The organism is Loktanella sp. IMCC34160, assembly GCF_004145845.1.
GTDB lineage: Bacteria > Pseudomonadota > Alphaproteobacteria > Rhodobacterales > Rhodobacteraceae > SELP01.
The window spans coordinates 338,546-353,554 of the sequence record NZ_SELP01000004.1 but is presented as its reverse complement, the minus strand read 5'-3'; the positions used below and the strand labels follow the sequence as shown (position 1 = coordinate 353,554).

Here is a 15,009-nt window from a genome sequence, read left to right as displayed (position 1 = left end):
CCTCGGGGGGTTCGGGGGGCGAAGCGCCCCCGGGTAAGGTGGGTTTTAACCCACCATCCCCCTAGACAGCGCGAAGCAGGGCCTTGGCGGCGGCTTTCGCCTCTGTCGTGATCTGGTCCCCAGACAGCATCCGGGCGATTTCCTCGATCCGGTCCGTCGGACCAAGCGGCACGACGGTGGACAGGGTTTCAACCTCGGTCTGCTGCTTTTCGACCCGCCAGTGATGCCCGCCAAGGGCCGCCACCTGCGGGCTGTGCGTGACCACCAGAACCTGACCGTCCCGCGCAAGCTCCGCCAGCCGCCGCCCGACCGCATCTGCCGTGGCCCCTCCGACGCCCCTGTCAATCTCGTCAAAGATCAGGGTCAGGCCCGACGCCCCCTGTGTCAGACAGACCTTGAGTGCCAGAAGGAAGCGGCTGAGTTCCCCGCCAGACGCGATCTTGTTCAGGGGACCGGCGGGCGCGCCGGGGTTGGTGGCCACGGTAAAGGCAACTTCGTCACGGCCCTCTGGCCCGGCCTGCCCCGGTGTGATCACGGTGGCGAAAACCGCCCGTTCCATTTTCAACGGGGCCAGTTCGGCGGCCATCTCGGCGTCAAGCCTTGCGGCGGCCTCGATCCGCGCGTCATGCAGGCGGGTGGCGGCGGCGTCATAGGTTGCCTGCGCCCTGGCCACCGCTTCGGCCAGCGCCCGCAGATCGCCTGCGCCGCCGTCGATCACGGCAAGGCGGGCGCGCAGGTCATCCGCGAAGCCCGCAAGATCATCGGGCAGGACCCCATGCTTACGCGCCAGCCCACGGATGGCGAACAGCCGCTCTTCTGCGTGCTCCAGTTCGGACGGGTCGAATGCCAGTTGATCGAGGAACCGCTCAACCCCGGACTGCGCCTCGCCCAATTCGACCATCGCCCGATCGAGGGCCGCCAGCGCGGGGTCAAGCTGCCCCTCTGCTTCGGCCACGGCGCCGTCCAACCAGCGGCTGGCGTCGCCCAGCATCCCCTCGGCCCCATCCAACCCAAGCGCCTGATATGCCTTCTGAATATCCTCGCGGATCTTCTCGGCCCCTTGCATCAGGCGGCGGCGGGCATCCAGATCTGCCTCCTCCCCCGGTTGGGGATCGAGCTTGTCCAGTTCGGCCACCGAATGGCGCAGGAAATCCTCTTCAGCCTTGACCTCGGCCAGCCGGCCCTCGGCCGCCGCAAGCGCCCTTTGCGCCTCGGACAATGCCCGCCAGGCTGCGCGGGTCTGCGCAATCTGTGGCTCGGTCCCGGCGAAGGCGTCCAGCAGGTTCCGGTGGCCCCGCGGGTTCAGCAGGCCCCGGTCGTCATGCTGACCGTGCAGTTCGACCAACACATCGGACAGTTGGCGCAGCACCTCGCCGGTTGCACGAATCCCGTTGACCCATGCCGTCTTGCGTCCGTCGCGGCTGTTGACCCGGCGCAGGATCACCTCGCCCTCCTCGGCACTGATCCCGGCCTCGTCCAGTACCGCCATCGCGGGGTGCCCCGGCCCAAGGTCGAACACCGCTGTCACCTCGCCCTGATCGGCACCGGCGCGGACCAGTTCGGCCCGCCCGCGCCAGCCCAGCACGAACCCCAGAGAGTCCAGAAGGATTGATTTCCCGGCCCCGGTTTCACCGGTCAAGACGTTCAGGCCCGGCTGGAATTCAAGCTCCAGCCGGTCGATGATCAGCATGTCCCGGATATCCAGGGTGCGCAGCACGAAAGCCTCCGGTCCGCAAATCTCGCGCCTTGTGTTTTGGATCAAGCGATGGGCACTTGCAAGGCACCTTGGCCCCGCCTGTCTAGCTGCCGGTGGTGGGCCCGACCCGCCAGTAGGAATAGCGGCTGCCATCCGAATAGGTACGGTCCGCCCGCATCACAAAGCCGCCATCGTCCAGTACGACAACGCTGCGCAGGTAGGGCAAAAGTACCCCATCGGGTCCGAAATAGGCGAGTTCGGCGATATAGCCCTTTTCGGTCGGCGTGTTGCGCCGCACCAGCCGGGTGCCCAGTTCCTCGGGCTGGTCGCCGACGATCTGAACGTATTCGCAGGTGCCTTCGACCCGGCGGCAATCATGAGGGATGAAGCGGATAATCGCGCCGTCCGGTCCATCGGCCTGAAGCACATTGCCGTCGGCATTGGTGATCATCCGATCAGTGACAACGACATCACCGCCCTGCACCTCTGTCCGTTCCTCGCGCCAGGTTCCATCCCCAAGCGCGAACAGCCGCTGCTGTATGATCAGCCCGCTGGAATTTTCGAACTCAAGAACATGGGTGGCGCCGACGCTGGTCATCTGCATCCGGATGTCTTGCGCCGCCACCGGACCCGCAAGACCCACAACCACGGCTGCGAGGAAGATTGCCCGGGTGGCCCGGATCAAAGCCACTCGCCCCGGACCATCTGCCGGTAAATCGCGGAAAGCCAGTTGTTGCCCAACGACCGCGGTTCCAGCCCCTCGCCAGTCAGAAGCGCATAGCTGTCCTGATACCATTCGGTCGACTGGAAGTTGTGACCAAGGATCGCGCCAGCGGTCTGCGCCTCGTCCGTCAGGCCAAGCGACAGGTAAGATTCCACGAGGCGATGCAGCGCTTCGGGGGTGTGGCTGGTGGTCTGGAAATCTTCGACCACGACGCGGAACCGGTTGATCGCCGCCGTGTAGTGGCCGCGCTTCAGGTAGTAGCGCCCGATTTCCATTTCCTTGGCGGCCAGATGGTCAAAGGCCAGGTCGAACTTGAGGATCGCCGAGCGGGCATATTCGCTGTCGGGATAGCGTTCGATCACAACGCGCAGCGCCTGAAGCGCCTGGAAGGTCAGGCCCTGATCGCGGCCGACCTCGTCAATCTGGTCATAGTAGGACAGCGCCAGAAGATACTGGGCATAGGCCGCGTCCTCATCCGCCGGATAGAAGTCCAGGAACCGCTGTGCCGCGCCACGGGCACTGGGGTAGTCTCCGTCCCGGTGGTAGGAATAGGCCTGCATGATCAAACCGCGCTTGGCCCATTCCGAATAGGGATAAAGCCGTTCGATCTCGCCAAAGTAGAAGGCGGCGTCATCCGCCTGCCCCTTCTCCAATTCGTATTCGCCGCGCTGATAGATTTCTTCGGCGGAATAGGCGTCAATCGCTCCTTCGCGGCGCGTATCGAATCCCGAACAGGCGGCGGTCAGTGTAAGCGAAAGTAGGGCCGCGCCCAGAATCGCCTTGCCTCCTGCATTTCCGATCCGGCTCGACATGCGCTTGCCCCCGACACACTTCCTTTGTTCCCGAAACGCGCACACGCCCCGGATTGCCCTTGGTCTAGCACAGAAAAATGGGGGGCAAAATGCCTTTTGGCACCCATCGGCACGACGCGGCCAGCGGGGCCACGACAGCAAGGGTCAGGCGACGTGCCCGAGGTCCGAGAAATGCACGCCGACACCCGGCAAACGGGCGGCGATGCGGGCATCGCAGGTGACCCAATCCCAGGCTTCGGGATGGTCGAACAGGGCGCGCAGCAGCTTGTTGGTCAGGGCGTGCCCGGCCCGGCTTCCGGTGTAGCGGCCAAGGATCGGCGCACCTGCGGTGTAAAGATCGCCGAGCGCGTCAAGCATCTTGTGGCGCACTGCCTCGTCCCGGTGGCGCAGCCCGCCAGGCGACAGAACCTCGGCCCCGTCAACCACAACCGCATTGTCCAGCGACCCGCCAAGGGCCAGCCCGGCCGCATGCATGGCATCGACGTCCGACTGGCGGCAGAAGGTCCGGCTGTCGCAGAGTTCACGAACGAAGGCCCCGTTGGCCATGTTCAGGGTCTTTTCCTGACGGCCGATCGCGGCGTCGGCAAAATCAATCCGGAAGTCGATCTCAAGGCTGTCGGAGGGCGACAGGCGCGCAACGGCGTCGCCATTCGATACTTCGATCGTCAACAGCACGCGGATCGCACGCAGCGGTGCAGCAAGCGACGTGGTGCCGGCGGCGACAAGGCCACGCACGAATTCGGCGGACGATCCATCAAGGATCGGAACCTCTGGCCCGTCAATGTCGATCAGCACGTTGTGCAACCCGCTTCCAGCCAGCGCCGCCATCAGATGTTCGATGGTTGCCACGGACACACCCGCCTCGTTCACAACGCGGGTGTTGAGCGGTTCCTGCGACACGAAATCCCAACGGGCCCGAACCAGCGCATCGGCGCCAACCACATCCGTACGCCGGAAGACAATTCCGTGGTGGGCGGGGGCGGGGCAGACACGCAGCCGCGCAGGCTGGCCACTATGAAGGCCAATGCCTTCAAAGGTGACAGGCTGGGAGATGGTGGTTTGCAAGGGTCGCCCCGGATTCGTTTCGGTTGCCCATGACCTAAGCAAGTGGGGCCGGTCGCTCAACTCACTCTTTATAACGGGATGAAACATTCGAAACGAATTTGTTGCAATGGGCGTGATCACCCCGTCAACCCACTGACTTAAAACGAAAAAGGGCCGCACGTTGGCGGCCCTTCGTCGATCTGACGTTGCGTTCCTAGTTGGCCTGACGGCGCAGGAAGGCGGGAATCTCGATCTTTTCCTGCTCCGGATCAACCTCGGGTTCGTCCCGGAAGGCGTGAACCTGCGGCTGCGACCGTTGCGGCTGTTGGGGGGCCTGTTCGGTGCCATGCCCGGTCATCCGGTTGATCAGCGAGTTAATCCCGAAGCGCGGCTTTTCCGGTTCGGCCCGCTGTTCGGCAACGGGGCTGCGGGGCGCGGCAGAGGGGGCCTTGTGAACCGCTGCCTGAAGACGCGCCAGCGCCTCGGGCGAGGGCGTGCCGGGCGCCGGGGCGCGCGGCGCGACAAAGCTGTCGGCGGTGCGGTCCATCGACGGTTCCGGACGCGGGCGATAGGCCGGCGGCGGCAGGTCGTCTTCGGCCACGTCCTCAGCCTCAAGCTCTGCGGTCAGCTGTTCTTCGAATTCGTCGAACATGTCCTCCGGTTCCGGTGCCTTGGCGACCAGTTCCTGCGCGTCATCGAACAGGCTGGGTTCTTCCATCACCGGGGCAGCAGCCGCGGCGACCGGCGCCGGTGCCGGAGCGGGGGCAGCGGCCTTCGGCGCTTCGCTCGAGACGGTCTGGGTCAGCGGCTCGGACATCTTGCGGCGGGGAACCGGGATTTCCTGACGCACTTCGCTGGCGTCAATGCCGGTGGCAACGACGGACACGCGCATGCAGCCTTCCATATCCGGGTCAAGCGTGGAGCCAACGATGATGTTGGCATCCTGATCGACCTTTTCGCGGATCTTGTTCGCGGCTTCGTCCAGTTCGAACAGGGTCAGGTCGTAGCCGCCGGTGATGTTGATCAGAACGCCCTTCGCCCCTTCAAGGCTGATTTCGTCCAGAAGCGGGTTGGCGATCGCCTTTTCGGCGGCGTCGATGGCGCGGTTTTCGCCCTGCGCTTCGCCGGTGCCCATCATCGCCTTGCCCATCTCGTCCATCACCGCGCGGACGTCGGCAAAGTCGAGGTTGATCAGGCCCGGACGGACCATCAGGTCGGTCACGCCCTTCACACCCTGGTACAGCACATCGTCGGCAAGGGCGAAGGCTTCGGTGAAGGTGGTGTTTTCGTTGGCCAGACGGAACAGGTTCTGGTTCGGAATGATGATCAGCGTGTCCACGACCTTCTGAAGGGCATCAACGCCCTCTTCGGCCTGGCGCATCCGCTTGACGCCTTCGAACTGGAACGGCTTGGTCACAACGCCGACGGTCAGAACGCCCAGTTCACGGGCGGCCTGCGCGATGATCGGGGCCGCGCCGGTGCCGGTGCCGCCCCCCATACCAGCGGTGATAAAGCACATATGCGCGCCCGCCAGATGGTCGACGATCTGTTCGATGCTTTCCTCGGCGGCGGCTGCGCCAACCGTGGCCCGTGCGCCCGCGCCAAGGCCCTCGGTCACCTTCACACCCATCTGGATGCGGGCCTGTGCCTTGGATTGCTGAAGGGCCTGCGCGTCGGTGTTGGCCACCACGAACTCCACGCCGTCGAGTTGTTTCTCGATCATGTTGTTCACTGCGTTGCCGCCAGCGCCGCCAACGCCAAACACGGTGATCCGGGGCTTGAGTTCCTCTTGCCCGGGCATGGAGAGATTCAGTGTCATGCTCTGTCCGCCTGTCTGTTTCGGGCCCGTCCCATCGGGCGTTCTTGCCTAAATTGCTGCGATCCTAACGGCTTGTTGGACCGAGGTCACGAAAAAATGCGCCAAAACCTACCAAATATGGCGGTTTTCAGCGTCCTTTTCGCCGGATTTCGGGCAATCGGCAAGATGTTGCGTATTACCAGTTGTCCTTAAACCAACGAACGGCGCGCCGAAGCGACCGGGCCGGGTAGTTTTCGGTCGGAATCTCGAAGTCCCACCACTCGTCCTGAGGGTGCGCGGCAAAGAGCGTCAGGCCAACGGCGGCGGCAAATGCGGGGCCGGTCGCGGCCTGCGGAAGCCCCTGAACACGCAGCGGACGGCCAAGGCGGACGCGCTGGCCAAGGATGCGGCTGGCCAACCCGTCAAGGCCGGGGATCTGACTGGCCCCGCCGGTCAGCACGATCTGCTGGCTGGGCAGGTATTCGAACCCGGCGGCATCCAGACGGGCACGCACCTCCTCCAGGATCTCTTCGACCCGGGGGCGCATGATGCCGATCAGTTCGGCCCGGCTGACGGTGCGCCGGTCGCGTTCCCAATCGCCGGTATCGCCGCCGATCTCGATCATTTCGCGGTCGTCCATGCCGGTGGCCACTACGCCGCCGTAGAAGGTCTTGATCCGCTCTGCGGTTGCCAGCGGAACCTGAAGGCCCATGGAAATATCGCTGGTCACATGATCGCCGCCCATGCGGACGCTGTCGGCATAGATCATGTGCTTCTTGATGAAGATCGACAGCGACGTCGCGCCGCCACCCATGTCGATACAGGCCGCGCCCAGTTCCTGTTCATCCTCAACGAGCGACGAAATGCCGGACACATAGGCCGAACTGGCCAGTCCGGCGAGTTCGAGATCGCAGCGTTTGATGCAATACAGAAGGTTCTGGATCACCGTAGCGTCAACCGACAGAAGATGCAGATCGGTCGCCAGCTGGTTGCCGATCTGGCCGCGCGGATCCCCAAGTCCCGACCGGTGATCCAGCGCAAAGTTGATGGGCTGGGCGTGGAGCACCTCGCGTCCCGCACCGATGTCGGGCACGTCGCAGGCGGCCAGTACCCGGCCGATATCGGCGTCGGTGACAACGGTGCCCTCAACCGAAACCTCGCCCTCGAGCCCGTAGGACCGGGGCCGCGCGCCCGAGAAACAGGCGATGACATGGTCGACCTTCACGTTGGCCATCTTCTGGGCCGCGTGAACCGCGGTGCGGATCGCCCGCTCCGTTTCCTGCATCGCGTCCACTTCTCCAAAGCGGACCCCGCGCGACCGCGTGGTCGCCGCGCCAATCACCCGGAACGACGATTGCCCGGCCATGGAGCCGACCCCGTCACTGTCGCGGAACCGTTCCGGCCCGTCGAAGCGCAGCACAAGGCAGGCGATCTTGGATGTCCCCACATCCAGAATCGCGACCACGCCGCGCTGCATCGCCGCCTTGCGCATATTCCGCATGGCCCGTTGGGTTTCGTATAGCTGCCTCATCAGTTTCCTGCCCCCGATACCGAAGCATTTAGCCGTCGCATTTCGACGGTTGCCTGTTCTCCCAGCCTTATGGTCGGCCGGTCCTCGTTACGCATGTCCACGACCAGAACGTCGCGATCCAGCAAATCCTGTGTCTGGGCCATCAGCACGACCCGTTCGAATGCCTGCAACGGGCGGTCCGCGGGCAGCAGAACCCGCTGATCCCGGTCCAGAACCACGTCCCAGCGCCGTTCGCCCATCCGCACCAGCCCGCGCACACGGGGGGCCACGGGGCCCGCCGCGTCGATCAGGGCCAGGGCCTCGGTCACGTTCTGCCGCGCGCCATCGCCCGCGATCAGCGGCAGGTCGGCCCGGTCGGCCCGCTGCGCCAGCGGCCCGATGATCGCGCCACCCGCGTCGATCAGGTCCAGCCCGTCGTTGCGCCGCCAGACGGCGACCGGCACGCGCGGGGTCACATCGACCTGAAGAATGCCGCCGGGTTTCACCCGCAGTGTGGCCCGTTCAACCGCACCTACGGCCTCGACGGTGTCGCGCATCTCTTCCAGGTCCAGCTCAAAAGACGACAGCGGAAAATCGACCGGTAGAACCGTGCGGATCTCCAGTTCCAGCGCTTCGCTCGCCCCGTCGATGGCCATGGCGTTGACCATGAATTCGGGGCGCGTTTCTATTGAGGTCCGGATGTCCTGATAGGTCGTCGCGACCAAGTCCCGGTTTTCGGCCTTGCCGAACCAGGCCGCCGCGATGACGGCCAGCACCGCCATCGGAACACCGATCCGCAGCGACCGGCGAACGCCCGGCGTCAGCATCAGCCGCTGATAGCGGTAGCCCCAGCGGGACGGCGCCGGGTCGCGGCGCGGGGTCTGCTGGCCTAGCGGTCGCATGAGGCATCCTCTACCAGCCAGGCGCAGAGCGTCGGAAAGTCGATGCCGCAGTGGGCCGCCTGTTCGGGGGCAAGCGAGGTGGGTGTCATCCCCGGCTGGGTGTTGGTCTCCAGCAGGATCAGCCCGTCCAGCCCGCGCGTGTCGTCCCAGCGGAAATCGGTCCGCGACAACCCGCGCAGGCCCAACGCCTGATGCGCCCGCAGGGCATAGTCCATGCAGGCATCGAAAATCTCGGTCGGAACATCGGCGGGCACCACGTGGCGCGATCCGCCGTCGGCGTATTTCGCGTGATAGTCATACCAGCCATCGGTGATGATATCGGTCACCGTCAGTGCCCGGTCGCCCATCACCGATGCGGTCAGCTCGCGCCCCGGTGCATAGGTTTCGACCATCAGGCTGGCGGGCAGATCGGGGGCAAGCGTCGGCGGGCCGTTGGCGGCCTCGCGCACGATATAGACCCCGACAGACGACCCTTCGGCATTGGGCTTGACCACATAGGGCGGGGCCATGACATGGGCGGCTTCAATCTGGTCGCGGGTCGACAGAATGCTGTCAACGACCGGCAGGCCAGCGGCGCGGTAGGCCGCCTTGGATTTCTGCTTGTCCATCGCAAGGGCAGAGGCCAGCACGCCCGAATGGGTATAGGGAATGCGCAGCCATTCAAGGATGCCCTGAACGCAGCCATCTTCGCCCCAGCGCCCATGCAGCGCGTTGAACACCACATCAGGGCGGTCGGCGCGCAGCCGTTCGGCAAGGTCGGGGCCCGCGTCAATCTCGGTCACGGTGAAGCCCGCGGCACGCAGCGCGACGGCACATTCCCGGCCCGAGCTGAGGGAGACCTCGCGCTCGGCCGATGGGCCGCCCATCAAAACTGCAACCTTGCGGGTCTCGCTGCCCGACATGCCCTACTGCCTCGCCACGCGGACCGTTTTGCCGGTCCGTCATTGAAAATTGCCGCATTGTCGCGCGGCGGATCATTCGATCTTTTGCAACGGGGAAGTGGCCCCGCCTGTTATTCTGCCTCTGGGGCCGGTTCGCCGACCCTCATGATTTCCCATTCTAGCGTGATACCGCTTGAATCGTAAACCTTTTTCCGCACGTCTTCGCCCAATCCTTCCAGATCAGCCGCCGTCGCGCCGCCCGCGTTGGTCAGGAAGTTGGAATGCTTGGTGTTCATCACCGCCCCGCCCCGCGTGGCGCCCCGCATCCCGGCATCGTCAATCACTTTCCACGCTTTCAGGTCATGCGTGTCATCCGCCCTGCCGGTGCTGGAAAACCCGGCCGGGTTGCGGAACGTGGACCCGGCGGTGCGGTCTTTCGTCGGCTGGGTCGCATCGCGCTTGGCCAACTGGTCGTCCATCCGCGCGGCCAGTTCTGCCGGATCGCCGGCAGGTGCGTCAAAGACCGCGCCGATAACAACCGCCCCGTCGGGCAGGTCCGATTGCCGGTAGCGCAGGTTCAGGGCGGCGGCGGGAAGGGTCAGGCGCTGGCCTTGCCGGGTGATCACATCAACCTCGCGCAGCACATCCGCGACATAGTCGCCATAACAGCCCGCGTTCATCCGCACCGCGCCGCCGATGGACCCCGGGATGGTGCGCAGGAAGGTCAGGTTCAGCCCCGCCTCTGCCGCCTTGCGGGCGACATGGGCGTCGAGTGCTGCCGCCCCGGCCCGCACGGTGGCGCCTTCAATGTCGATCCCGTTGAACCCACGGCCCAGCCGGATCACCACGCCACGAATACCGCCATCGCGCACGATCAGGTTGGACCCGACCCCCATCGGGAAGACCGGCACCGCCGGGTCAAGCGCGGCAAGGAAATCGGCCAGATCATCCGCATCGGCAGGCTGAAACAGCACATCCGCAGGCCCGCCCACCCGCATCCACGTCAGGCTGGCAAGGTCGCGGTCGCGGGTCAGGGTGCCGCGCACGGGCGGAAGATCGAAAGTCACGGGGTGGGCCTGCTACTCGTCATGGTTTCGGGCGGAATAACGGTTCGCCCCCCGGCAGGCAAGCTAGCGCGCGACCTTCCGCCGAAGCCAGCGGCCCAGATAGATCACCGGCCAGCGCAGGACACTTGCCCCGGCGGCCAGAACGACCAGCCCGATGAACGGCCCGTTTTCATAGGTGACCCAGCCCAGGATCGGCACACCCACGGCGATCAGCACGTAGGCCCTGCTCCAGTGGTTGTCGCGGCTGGGGACCAGTGCGGCGACATTGGCAAGGATGAACCAGAGGAAGGCGGCGATCAGGGAATAGGTCATCTGCGAAGCTCTGGCGGTAGTTGCGGATTGCGGCCCCGAACCCGGGCCCAGAGATAACGAAGCGGGTTTCGGAACATGGAAACGAAACCTGCCGCCCCCAATGCCCCGATCCAAAGCCCATGGTCAACCGATAACCAGACCAAAATGACAGGCGCTAACACCAGTAGGGTCAATCCGGGCCACATTTGCCGCCGCAGCGGCAAAAGCGCGGTGATCGTGCCTAGGATGACCCAAAAGGCGGCGGCGATCAGGGAATAGCTCATGCCAGCGCCCCCCACAGCCAAAGGATCAGCGCGCCCAGCGCCATCAGCAGCCCTGCCACCGGCACCCATGCCCCCACCCGGAACCGTGCGGCGGGCGTGTGCCGCTTGATCAGGATCAGCGACAGGTTGACGAGGACAAAGACCGACAACAGGACAAGCGATGTCATACCGGCCAGTTGCCCCACCGGCAGGACAAGCGCCGCGCCGATCACGCCACCGCCGATCAGTATCGTGGCAAGATGCGGCGTTCCGAACCGCGCGCCAACGCCCGAGAAGACCCGCAGGCTTCCGTGCCTGCGCCCCAGACCGTACAAGACCCGCGCCGCCATGACGATCTGCGCCAACACCCCGTTCACCGCCGCCGCGACCGCGATGGCCGACAGGAAGGCCGCCGGGTTGCCGGTTCCGACCTGCCAGACCAGCGCCAGCGGCTGTTGACTGGCCGACAACGCCTCGATCGGCACTGCCCGAACGGCGGCGTAGGACACCGCCGCGTAGAGGACAGCGGTGATCGCCAGCGCCCAAAGGATCGCGCGCGGCATCGTGCGGTCCGGGTCGCGGGTTTCTTCGGCCAGGTTCACGATATCCTCGAACCCGATGAAGGCGAAGAAACACAGGGTGACCGCAGCGAAGATACCGGGCCAATAGGGCGCGGGGGCCGCCGCCCAATCGACCGAGACGGGATCGGCCCCCAGCCCCGCCCAGATGACAAGAGCCAGCCCCAGCACCTCGGCCAGAGTAAAGACCGCCGCGACGGCAAGGCTTTCCAACACGCCGACGATGGCAACGGCGGCGATCAGGACGCCCCCGGCGATGATCGCCATTTCGGGCGAGATCCCGACGATAGATGTCAAATACCCTGCCCCGCCCCGCAGGACCGCCGCCGCTGACAGCATCCCGGACAGCACGATGGCCAGCCCGACGATCAGCCCCAGCCAGCGCAGCCCTGTTCCCGCCTCGACAAAGGCGACCTCGCCTGCGGCTTCGGGCATCCGGACCGAAAGTTCGGCATAGGACAGGGCCGAGGGCAGCGCGACAAGCCCTGCCAGCAGGAAGGCGACCGGCGCATAGATGCCCGACAGTCCCGCGACCTCGCCCACAAGCACATAAATGCCCGCGCCCACCATCACGCCCACGCCATAGGCCGTCAGCAGCCCGGGGCCGATCCGGCGTTTCAGGGTGGCGTCTGGCATGGCTGTCCCTTTCGTTGTGCGTGTCCTAGAACGATATCCGGGCGACGATCCGTCGAAGTGGTCGCATCATCGCCAGCCCCCCGCCCAAAGAGCCGAGACCCAGCATCGCCTCGCCCGGATGGGATTGGAAATGCAATAACATCAGCCCCGCGAAGGCAATTGCGAAGAAGATGAGCCCGCGCCGGATGTGTCGGGCGATGGACATGGCCGAGATCAGAACGATGACCGCGGCGATGATCCAGACCCAGTTCATTTTTCCAGACGGGCGGGCAGGTTGTTTGCCCAGGCGCTGATTGTCCCGGCCCCAAGGCAGACCACCATGTCGCCGGGACGGGCCTGTTCGCGGACCAGCCGTTCCAGATCGTCCTCAGACAGGATTGCGCGGGCATGCCGGTGCCCGTGCCGCACTAGACCTGACACCAGATCGTCCCGCGACGCGCCGGGGATCGGGTCTTCACCCGCAGCATAGACCTCGGCGATGCCGACCACATCGGCCTCGTTGAAGCAGCCGCAGAAATCTTCGAAAAGCGACGACAGGCGGGAATAGCGGTGCGGCTGGTGCACGGCGATGACCCGCGCGGCACTGTCCACGCCCACGGCCTGCCGCGCGGCCTTCAGCACGGCGGCGATTTCAACCGGGTGGTGACCATAGTCGTCAATGATGGTCACGCCGCCCACCTCGCCCACGCGGGTAAAGCGGCGGTTGACCCCGCCGAAATTTGCCAGCGCCGTGCGGATTTCATCCTTCTTCATCCCAAGGTGCCGGGCCACGGCCACCGCCGACAGGGCGTTAGACACGTTGTGGTCACCGGGCATCGGCAGGGTGCAGCCCTCGATCACCGCGTCTTCGCCCTGAAGCGCGATGTCGAAATGGGCGATCCCCTTCTGATAGGTCAGGTTCACCGCCCTCACGTCTGCCTGCGCGTTGAACCCATAGGTGACGACGCGGCGGTCGGTGATCTTGCCGACCAGCGATTGCACTTCGGGGTGGTCGGTGCAGCAGACGGCCAACCCGTAGAACGGGATGTTCGACACGAAGTCGTAGAAGCCCTTGCGCAGGTTATCGAGGCTGCCCCAATGCTCCATATGTTCGGGGTCGATGTTGGTCACGATGGCGATGGTCGCCGGAAGGCGGTTGAAGGTGCCGTCGCTTTCGTCGGCTTCGACCACCATCCATTCGCCTTCGCCCACGCGGGCGTTCGATCCGTAGGCATGAATGATGCCGCCATTGATCACGGTCGGGTCGAAATTCCCGGCGTCCAGAAGGGCCGATACCATCGTCGTGGTCGTGGTTTTGCCGTGCGTCCCGGCCACGGCCACGTTGGATTTCAGGCGCATCAGTTCGGCCAGCATCTCGGCCCGGCGGACGACGGGAAGGCCCTTGCGGCGGGCCTCGTCCAGTTCGGGGTTGCCCGGTTTGATGGCGGATGAGATCACGACGACCTCGGCCCCTTCAAGGTTCTCGGCCCGCTGGCCTTCGAAGATCAGCGCGCCCATCTTTTCCAGCCGGTCGGTGATCTTGGACCGTTTCAGGTCCGACCCCTGCACCACGTATCCGTGGTTCAGCAGAACCTCGGCGATGCCGGACATGCCGATCCCGCCGATGCCCACGAAATGGATCGGACCCACGTCAAGCGGAAGTTTGGTGGCGGCGGCGTTCATGTCAGGCGTCTTTCGTCTGTCCGGCCAGCCCTTCGACAAGGGCAACCAGCCGGTCGGTTGCATCGGGAATGCCGCAGGACAGGGCGGCGGCGGCCATCTGGTTGGCCGCAGCGGGCTGACCAAGGATCAGCGCGATCTGCGCCGAAAGGCTTGCCGCGTCAAGGCGGCTTTCGGGGATCAGGATCGCCGCGCCCGCGTCTGTCAACTGCTGGGCGTTGGCGGTCTGGTGATCGGCGGTTGCGGCGGCGAACGGGATCAGGATCGATGGGCGCCCGATGACCGAGATATCGGCGACCGAGGAGGCCCCTGCCCGGCTGATGACCAGCTGCGCCTCGGCCATGCGTTCGGGGATATCGGTGAAGAAACTTTGCACGTCAGCCCGAATGCCCGCATCGGCATAGGCGGCGGTCACGCGGTCCATATCCTCGGGCCGGGCCTGATGGCTGACCCGCAGCTGGCTGCGAATGCTGTCGGGAAGGGCCGTGATCGCAGCGGGCACCACATCGGACAGGATGCGCGCGCCCTGACTGCCGCCCATGACCAGCATCGACATCGGATAATCGCCGGGCGCGATATAGGGGGCACCCGCGCGGGACAGGATCGCGCCACGGACCGGGTTGCCCGTATGGGTGCCCCCGATCCCGTTGGGCAGGACTGTCGGCCATGTGCCGCAGGCCACCAGATCGACCCGCTTCGCGAAGACCTGATTGACGCGGCCCAGAACCCCGTTCTGTTCGTGGATCATCCGTGGCGTCCGGGTGATCCATGCCGCCGCCACCGCCGGGATCGACGGGTAGCCGCCAAAGCCCACGACGACCGCAGGCCGGTCCCGCAGGGTGCGGAAGGTCGCGCCAAGGATGCCGCCAAGGATGCGAAGCGGTGCCAGCGCCTTTGCCGCGATCCCGCCGCGCGCAAAGGTGGCGCTGGCGACCTGGGTGATCTCGACCCCTGCCGGGAACCCGCCGGTATAGCGCGCGCCGCGCGCGTCCGTGGACAGACGCACCCGCCACCCCTTGGCCAGCATCGCCTCGGCCAGGGCCTGCGCCGGGAACATATGTCCGCCGGTGCCGCCCGCCGCGATAACCAGTAAAGGGGCCGCCATGTGTGATCCTTTCAGATATCTCCCCGGCCGGTCCGGCCGGAAA

The 15,009-nt window shown here is 65.4% G+C and carries 15 protein-coding genes; all 15 read right to left on the bottom strand.

Annotation, left to right across the window (positions count from 1 at the left end; all coding sequences use genetic code 11):
* Positions 1 to 61 precede the first annotated feature (61 nt).
* Positions 62 to 1,717 carry a DNA repair protein RecN gene (gene recN, locus EU803_RS12850; protein WP_129683416.1) on the bottom strand — a complete coding sequence of 552 codons (1,656 nt, stop codon included), beginning with the start codon at positions 1,715 to 1,717 and terminating at the stop codon, positions 62 to 64.
* An 82-nt stretch (positions 1,718 to 1,799) separates the two neighbouring features.
* Complete coding sequence (locus EU803_RS12845) at positions 1,800 to 2,387, bottom strand: hypothetical protein (protein ID WP_165352833.1); 588 nt, start codon at positions 2,385 to 2,387, stop codon at positions 1,800 to 1,802.
* Positions 2,378 to 3,232 (bottom strand): outer membrane protein assembly factor BamD, encoded by an 855-nt coding sequence (locus EU803_RS12840; protein WP_129683412.1) that lies wholly within the window; start codon positions 3,230 to 3,232, stop codon positions 2,378 to 2,380. Before EU803_RS12840 ends, EU803_RS12845 begins: the two co-directional genes overlap by 10 nt.
* Before the next feature lie 144 nt (positions 3,233 to 3,376).
* Complete coding sequence (lpxC, locus tag EU803_RS12835) at positions 3,377 to 4,297, bottom strand: UDP-3-O-acyl-N-acetylglucosamine deacetylase (protein ID WP_129683410.1); 921 nt, start codon at positions 4,295 to 4,297, stop codon at positions 3,377 to 3,379.
* Between the two features lie 193 nt (positions 4,298 to 4,490).
* Entirely contained in the window at positions 4,491 to 6,095 is a 1,605-nt protein-coding gene (gene ftsZ, locus EU803_RS12830; RefSeq protein ID WP_129683408.1) for a cell division protein FtsZ, read from the bottom strand.
* A 175-nt stretch (positions 6,096 to 6,270) separates the two neighbouring features.
* Complete coding sequence (ftsA, locus tag EU803_RS12825) at positions 6,271 to 7,605, bottom strand: cell division protein FtsA (RefSeq protein ID WP_129683406.1); 1,335 nt, start codon at positions 7,603 to 7,605, stop codon at positions 6,271 to 6,273.
* On the bottom strand, positions 7,605 to 8,486 hold the full coding sequence (locus tag EU803_RS12820) for a cell division protein FtsQ/DivIB (RefSeq protein ID WP_129683404.1): 882 nt from the start codon (positions 8,484 to 8,486) through the stop codon (positions 7,605 to 7,607). Before EU803_RS12820 ends, ftsA begins: the two co-directional genes overlap by 1 nt.
* A complete protein-coding gene (locus tag EU803_RS12815) occupies positions 8,474 to 9,388 on the bottom strand; it encodes a D-alanine--D-alanine ligase (RefSeq protein WP_129683402.1) in 915 nt (304 codons plus the stop codon). The genes EU803_RS12820 and EU803_RS12815 overlap by 13 nt, the downstream gene beginning before the upstream one ends.
* A gap of 110 nt (positions 9,389 to 9,498) precedes the next feature.
* On the bottom strand, positions 9,499 to 10,434 hold the full coding sequence (gene murB, locus EU803_RS12810; RefSeq protein ID WP_129683400.1) for a UDP-N-acetylmuramate dehydrogenase: 936 nt from the start codon (positions 10,432 to 10,434) through the stop codon (positions 9,499 to 9,501).
* A gap of 63 nt (positions 10,435 to 10,497) precedes the next feature.
* The gene (locus tag EU803_RS12805; protein WP_129683398.1) at positions 10,498 to 10,746 is read right to left on the bottom strand and encodes a DUF2484 family protein; all 249 of its coding nucleotides are present in this window, start codon (positions 10,744 to 10,746) and stop codon (positions 10,498 to 10,500) included.
* Positions 10,743 to 11,009, bottom strand: a complete 267-nt coding sequence (locus tag EU803_RS12800; RefSeq protein ID WP_129683396.1) for a DUF2484 family protein — start codon at positions 11,007 to 11,009, stop codon at positions 10,743 to 10,745. Before EU803_RS12800 ends, EU803_RS12805 begins: the two co-directional genes overlap by 4 nt.
* A complete protein-coding gene (locus tag EU803_RS12795; protein WP_129683394.1) occupies positions 11,006 to 12,202 on the bottom strand; it encodes an amino acid permease in 1,197 nt (398 codons plus the stop codon). The genes EU803_RS12800 and EU803_RS12795 overlap by 4 nt, the downstream gene beginning before the upstream one ends.
* Before the next feature lie 25 nt (positions 12,203 to 12,227).
* A complete protein-coding gene (locus tag EU803_RS12790) occupies positions 12,228 to 12,455 on the bottom strand; it encodes a hypothetical protein (RefSeq protein WP_129683392.1) in 228 nt (75 codons plus the stop codon).
* Positions 12,452 to 13,864, bottom strand: a complete 1,413-nt coding sequence (murC, locus tag EU803_RS12785) for a UDP-N-acetylmuramate--L-alanine ligase (protein WP_129683390.1) — start codon at positions 13,862 to 13,864, stop codon at positions 12,452 to 12,454. Before murC ends, EU803_RS12790 begins: the two co-directional genes overlap by 4 nt.
* Before the next feature lies 1 nt (position 13,865).
* Positions 13,866 to 14,966 carry a UDP-N-acetylglucosamine--N-acetylmuramyl-(pentapeptide) pyrophosphoryl-undecaprenol N-acetylglucosamine transferase gene (locus EU803_RS12780; protein ID WP_129683388.1) on the bottom strand — a complete coding sequence of 367 codons (1,101 nt, stop codon included), beginning with the start codon at positions 14,964 to 14,966 and terminating at the stop codon, positions 13,866 to 13,868.
* Between the last annotated feature and the right edge of the window lie 43 nt (positions 14,967 to 15,009).

Bases quoted from the DNA above. Each gene is read 5' to 3' on its own strand.
- EU803_RS12815 (WP_129683402.1), bottom strand. From the start codon at position 9,388: ATGTCGGGCAGCGAGACCCGCAAGGTTGCAGTTTTGATGGGCGGCCCA.
- EU803_RS12840 (WP_129683412.1), bottom strand. From the start codon at position 3,232: ATGTCGAGCCGGATCGGAAATGCAGGAGGCAAGGCGATTCTGGGCGCG.
- EU803_RS12790 (WP_129683392.1), bottom strand. From the start codon at position 12,455: ATGAACTGGGTCTGGATCATCGCCGCGGTCATCGTTCTGATCTCGGCC.
- EU803_RS12800 (WP_129683396.1), bottom strand. From the start codon at position 11,009: ATGAGCTATTCCCTGATCGCCGCCGCCTTTTGGGTCATCCTAGGCACG.
- EU803_RS12780 (WP_129683388.1), bottom strand. From the start codon at position 14,966: ATGGCGGCCCCTTTACTGGTTATCGCGGCGGGCGGCACCGGCGGACAT.
- murC (WP_129683390.1), bottom strand. From the start codon at position 13,864: ATGAACGCCGCCGCCACCAAACTTCCGCTTGACGTGGGTCCGATCCAT.
- ftsA (WP_129683406.1), bottom strand. From the start codon at position 7,605: ATGAGGCAGCTATACGAAACCCAACGGGCCATGCGGAATATGCGCAAG.
- EU803_RS12805 (WP_129683398.1), bottom strand. From the start codon at position 10,746: ATGACCTATTCCCTGATCGCCGCCTTCCTCTGGTTCATCCTTGCCAAT.
- ftsZ (WP_129683408.1), bottom strand. From the start codon at position 6,095: ATGACACTGAATCTCTCCATGCCCGGGCAAGAGGAACTCAAGCCCCGG.
- EU803_RS12820 (WP_129683404.1), bottom strand. From the start codon at position 8,486: ATGCGACCGCTAGGCCAGCAGACCCCGCGCCGCGACCCGGCGCCGTCC.
- EU803_RS12795 (WP_129683394.1), bottom strand. From the start codon at position 12,202: ATGCCAGACGCCACCCTGAAACGCCGGATCGGCCCCGGGCTGCTGACG.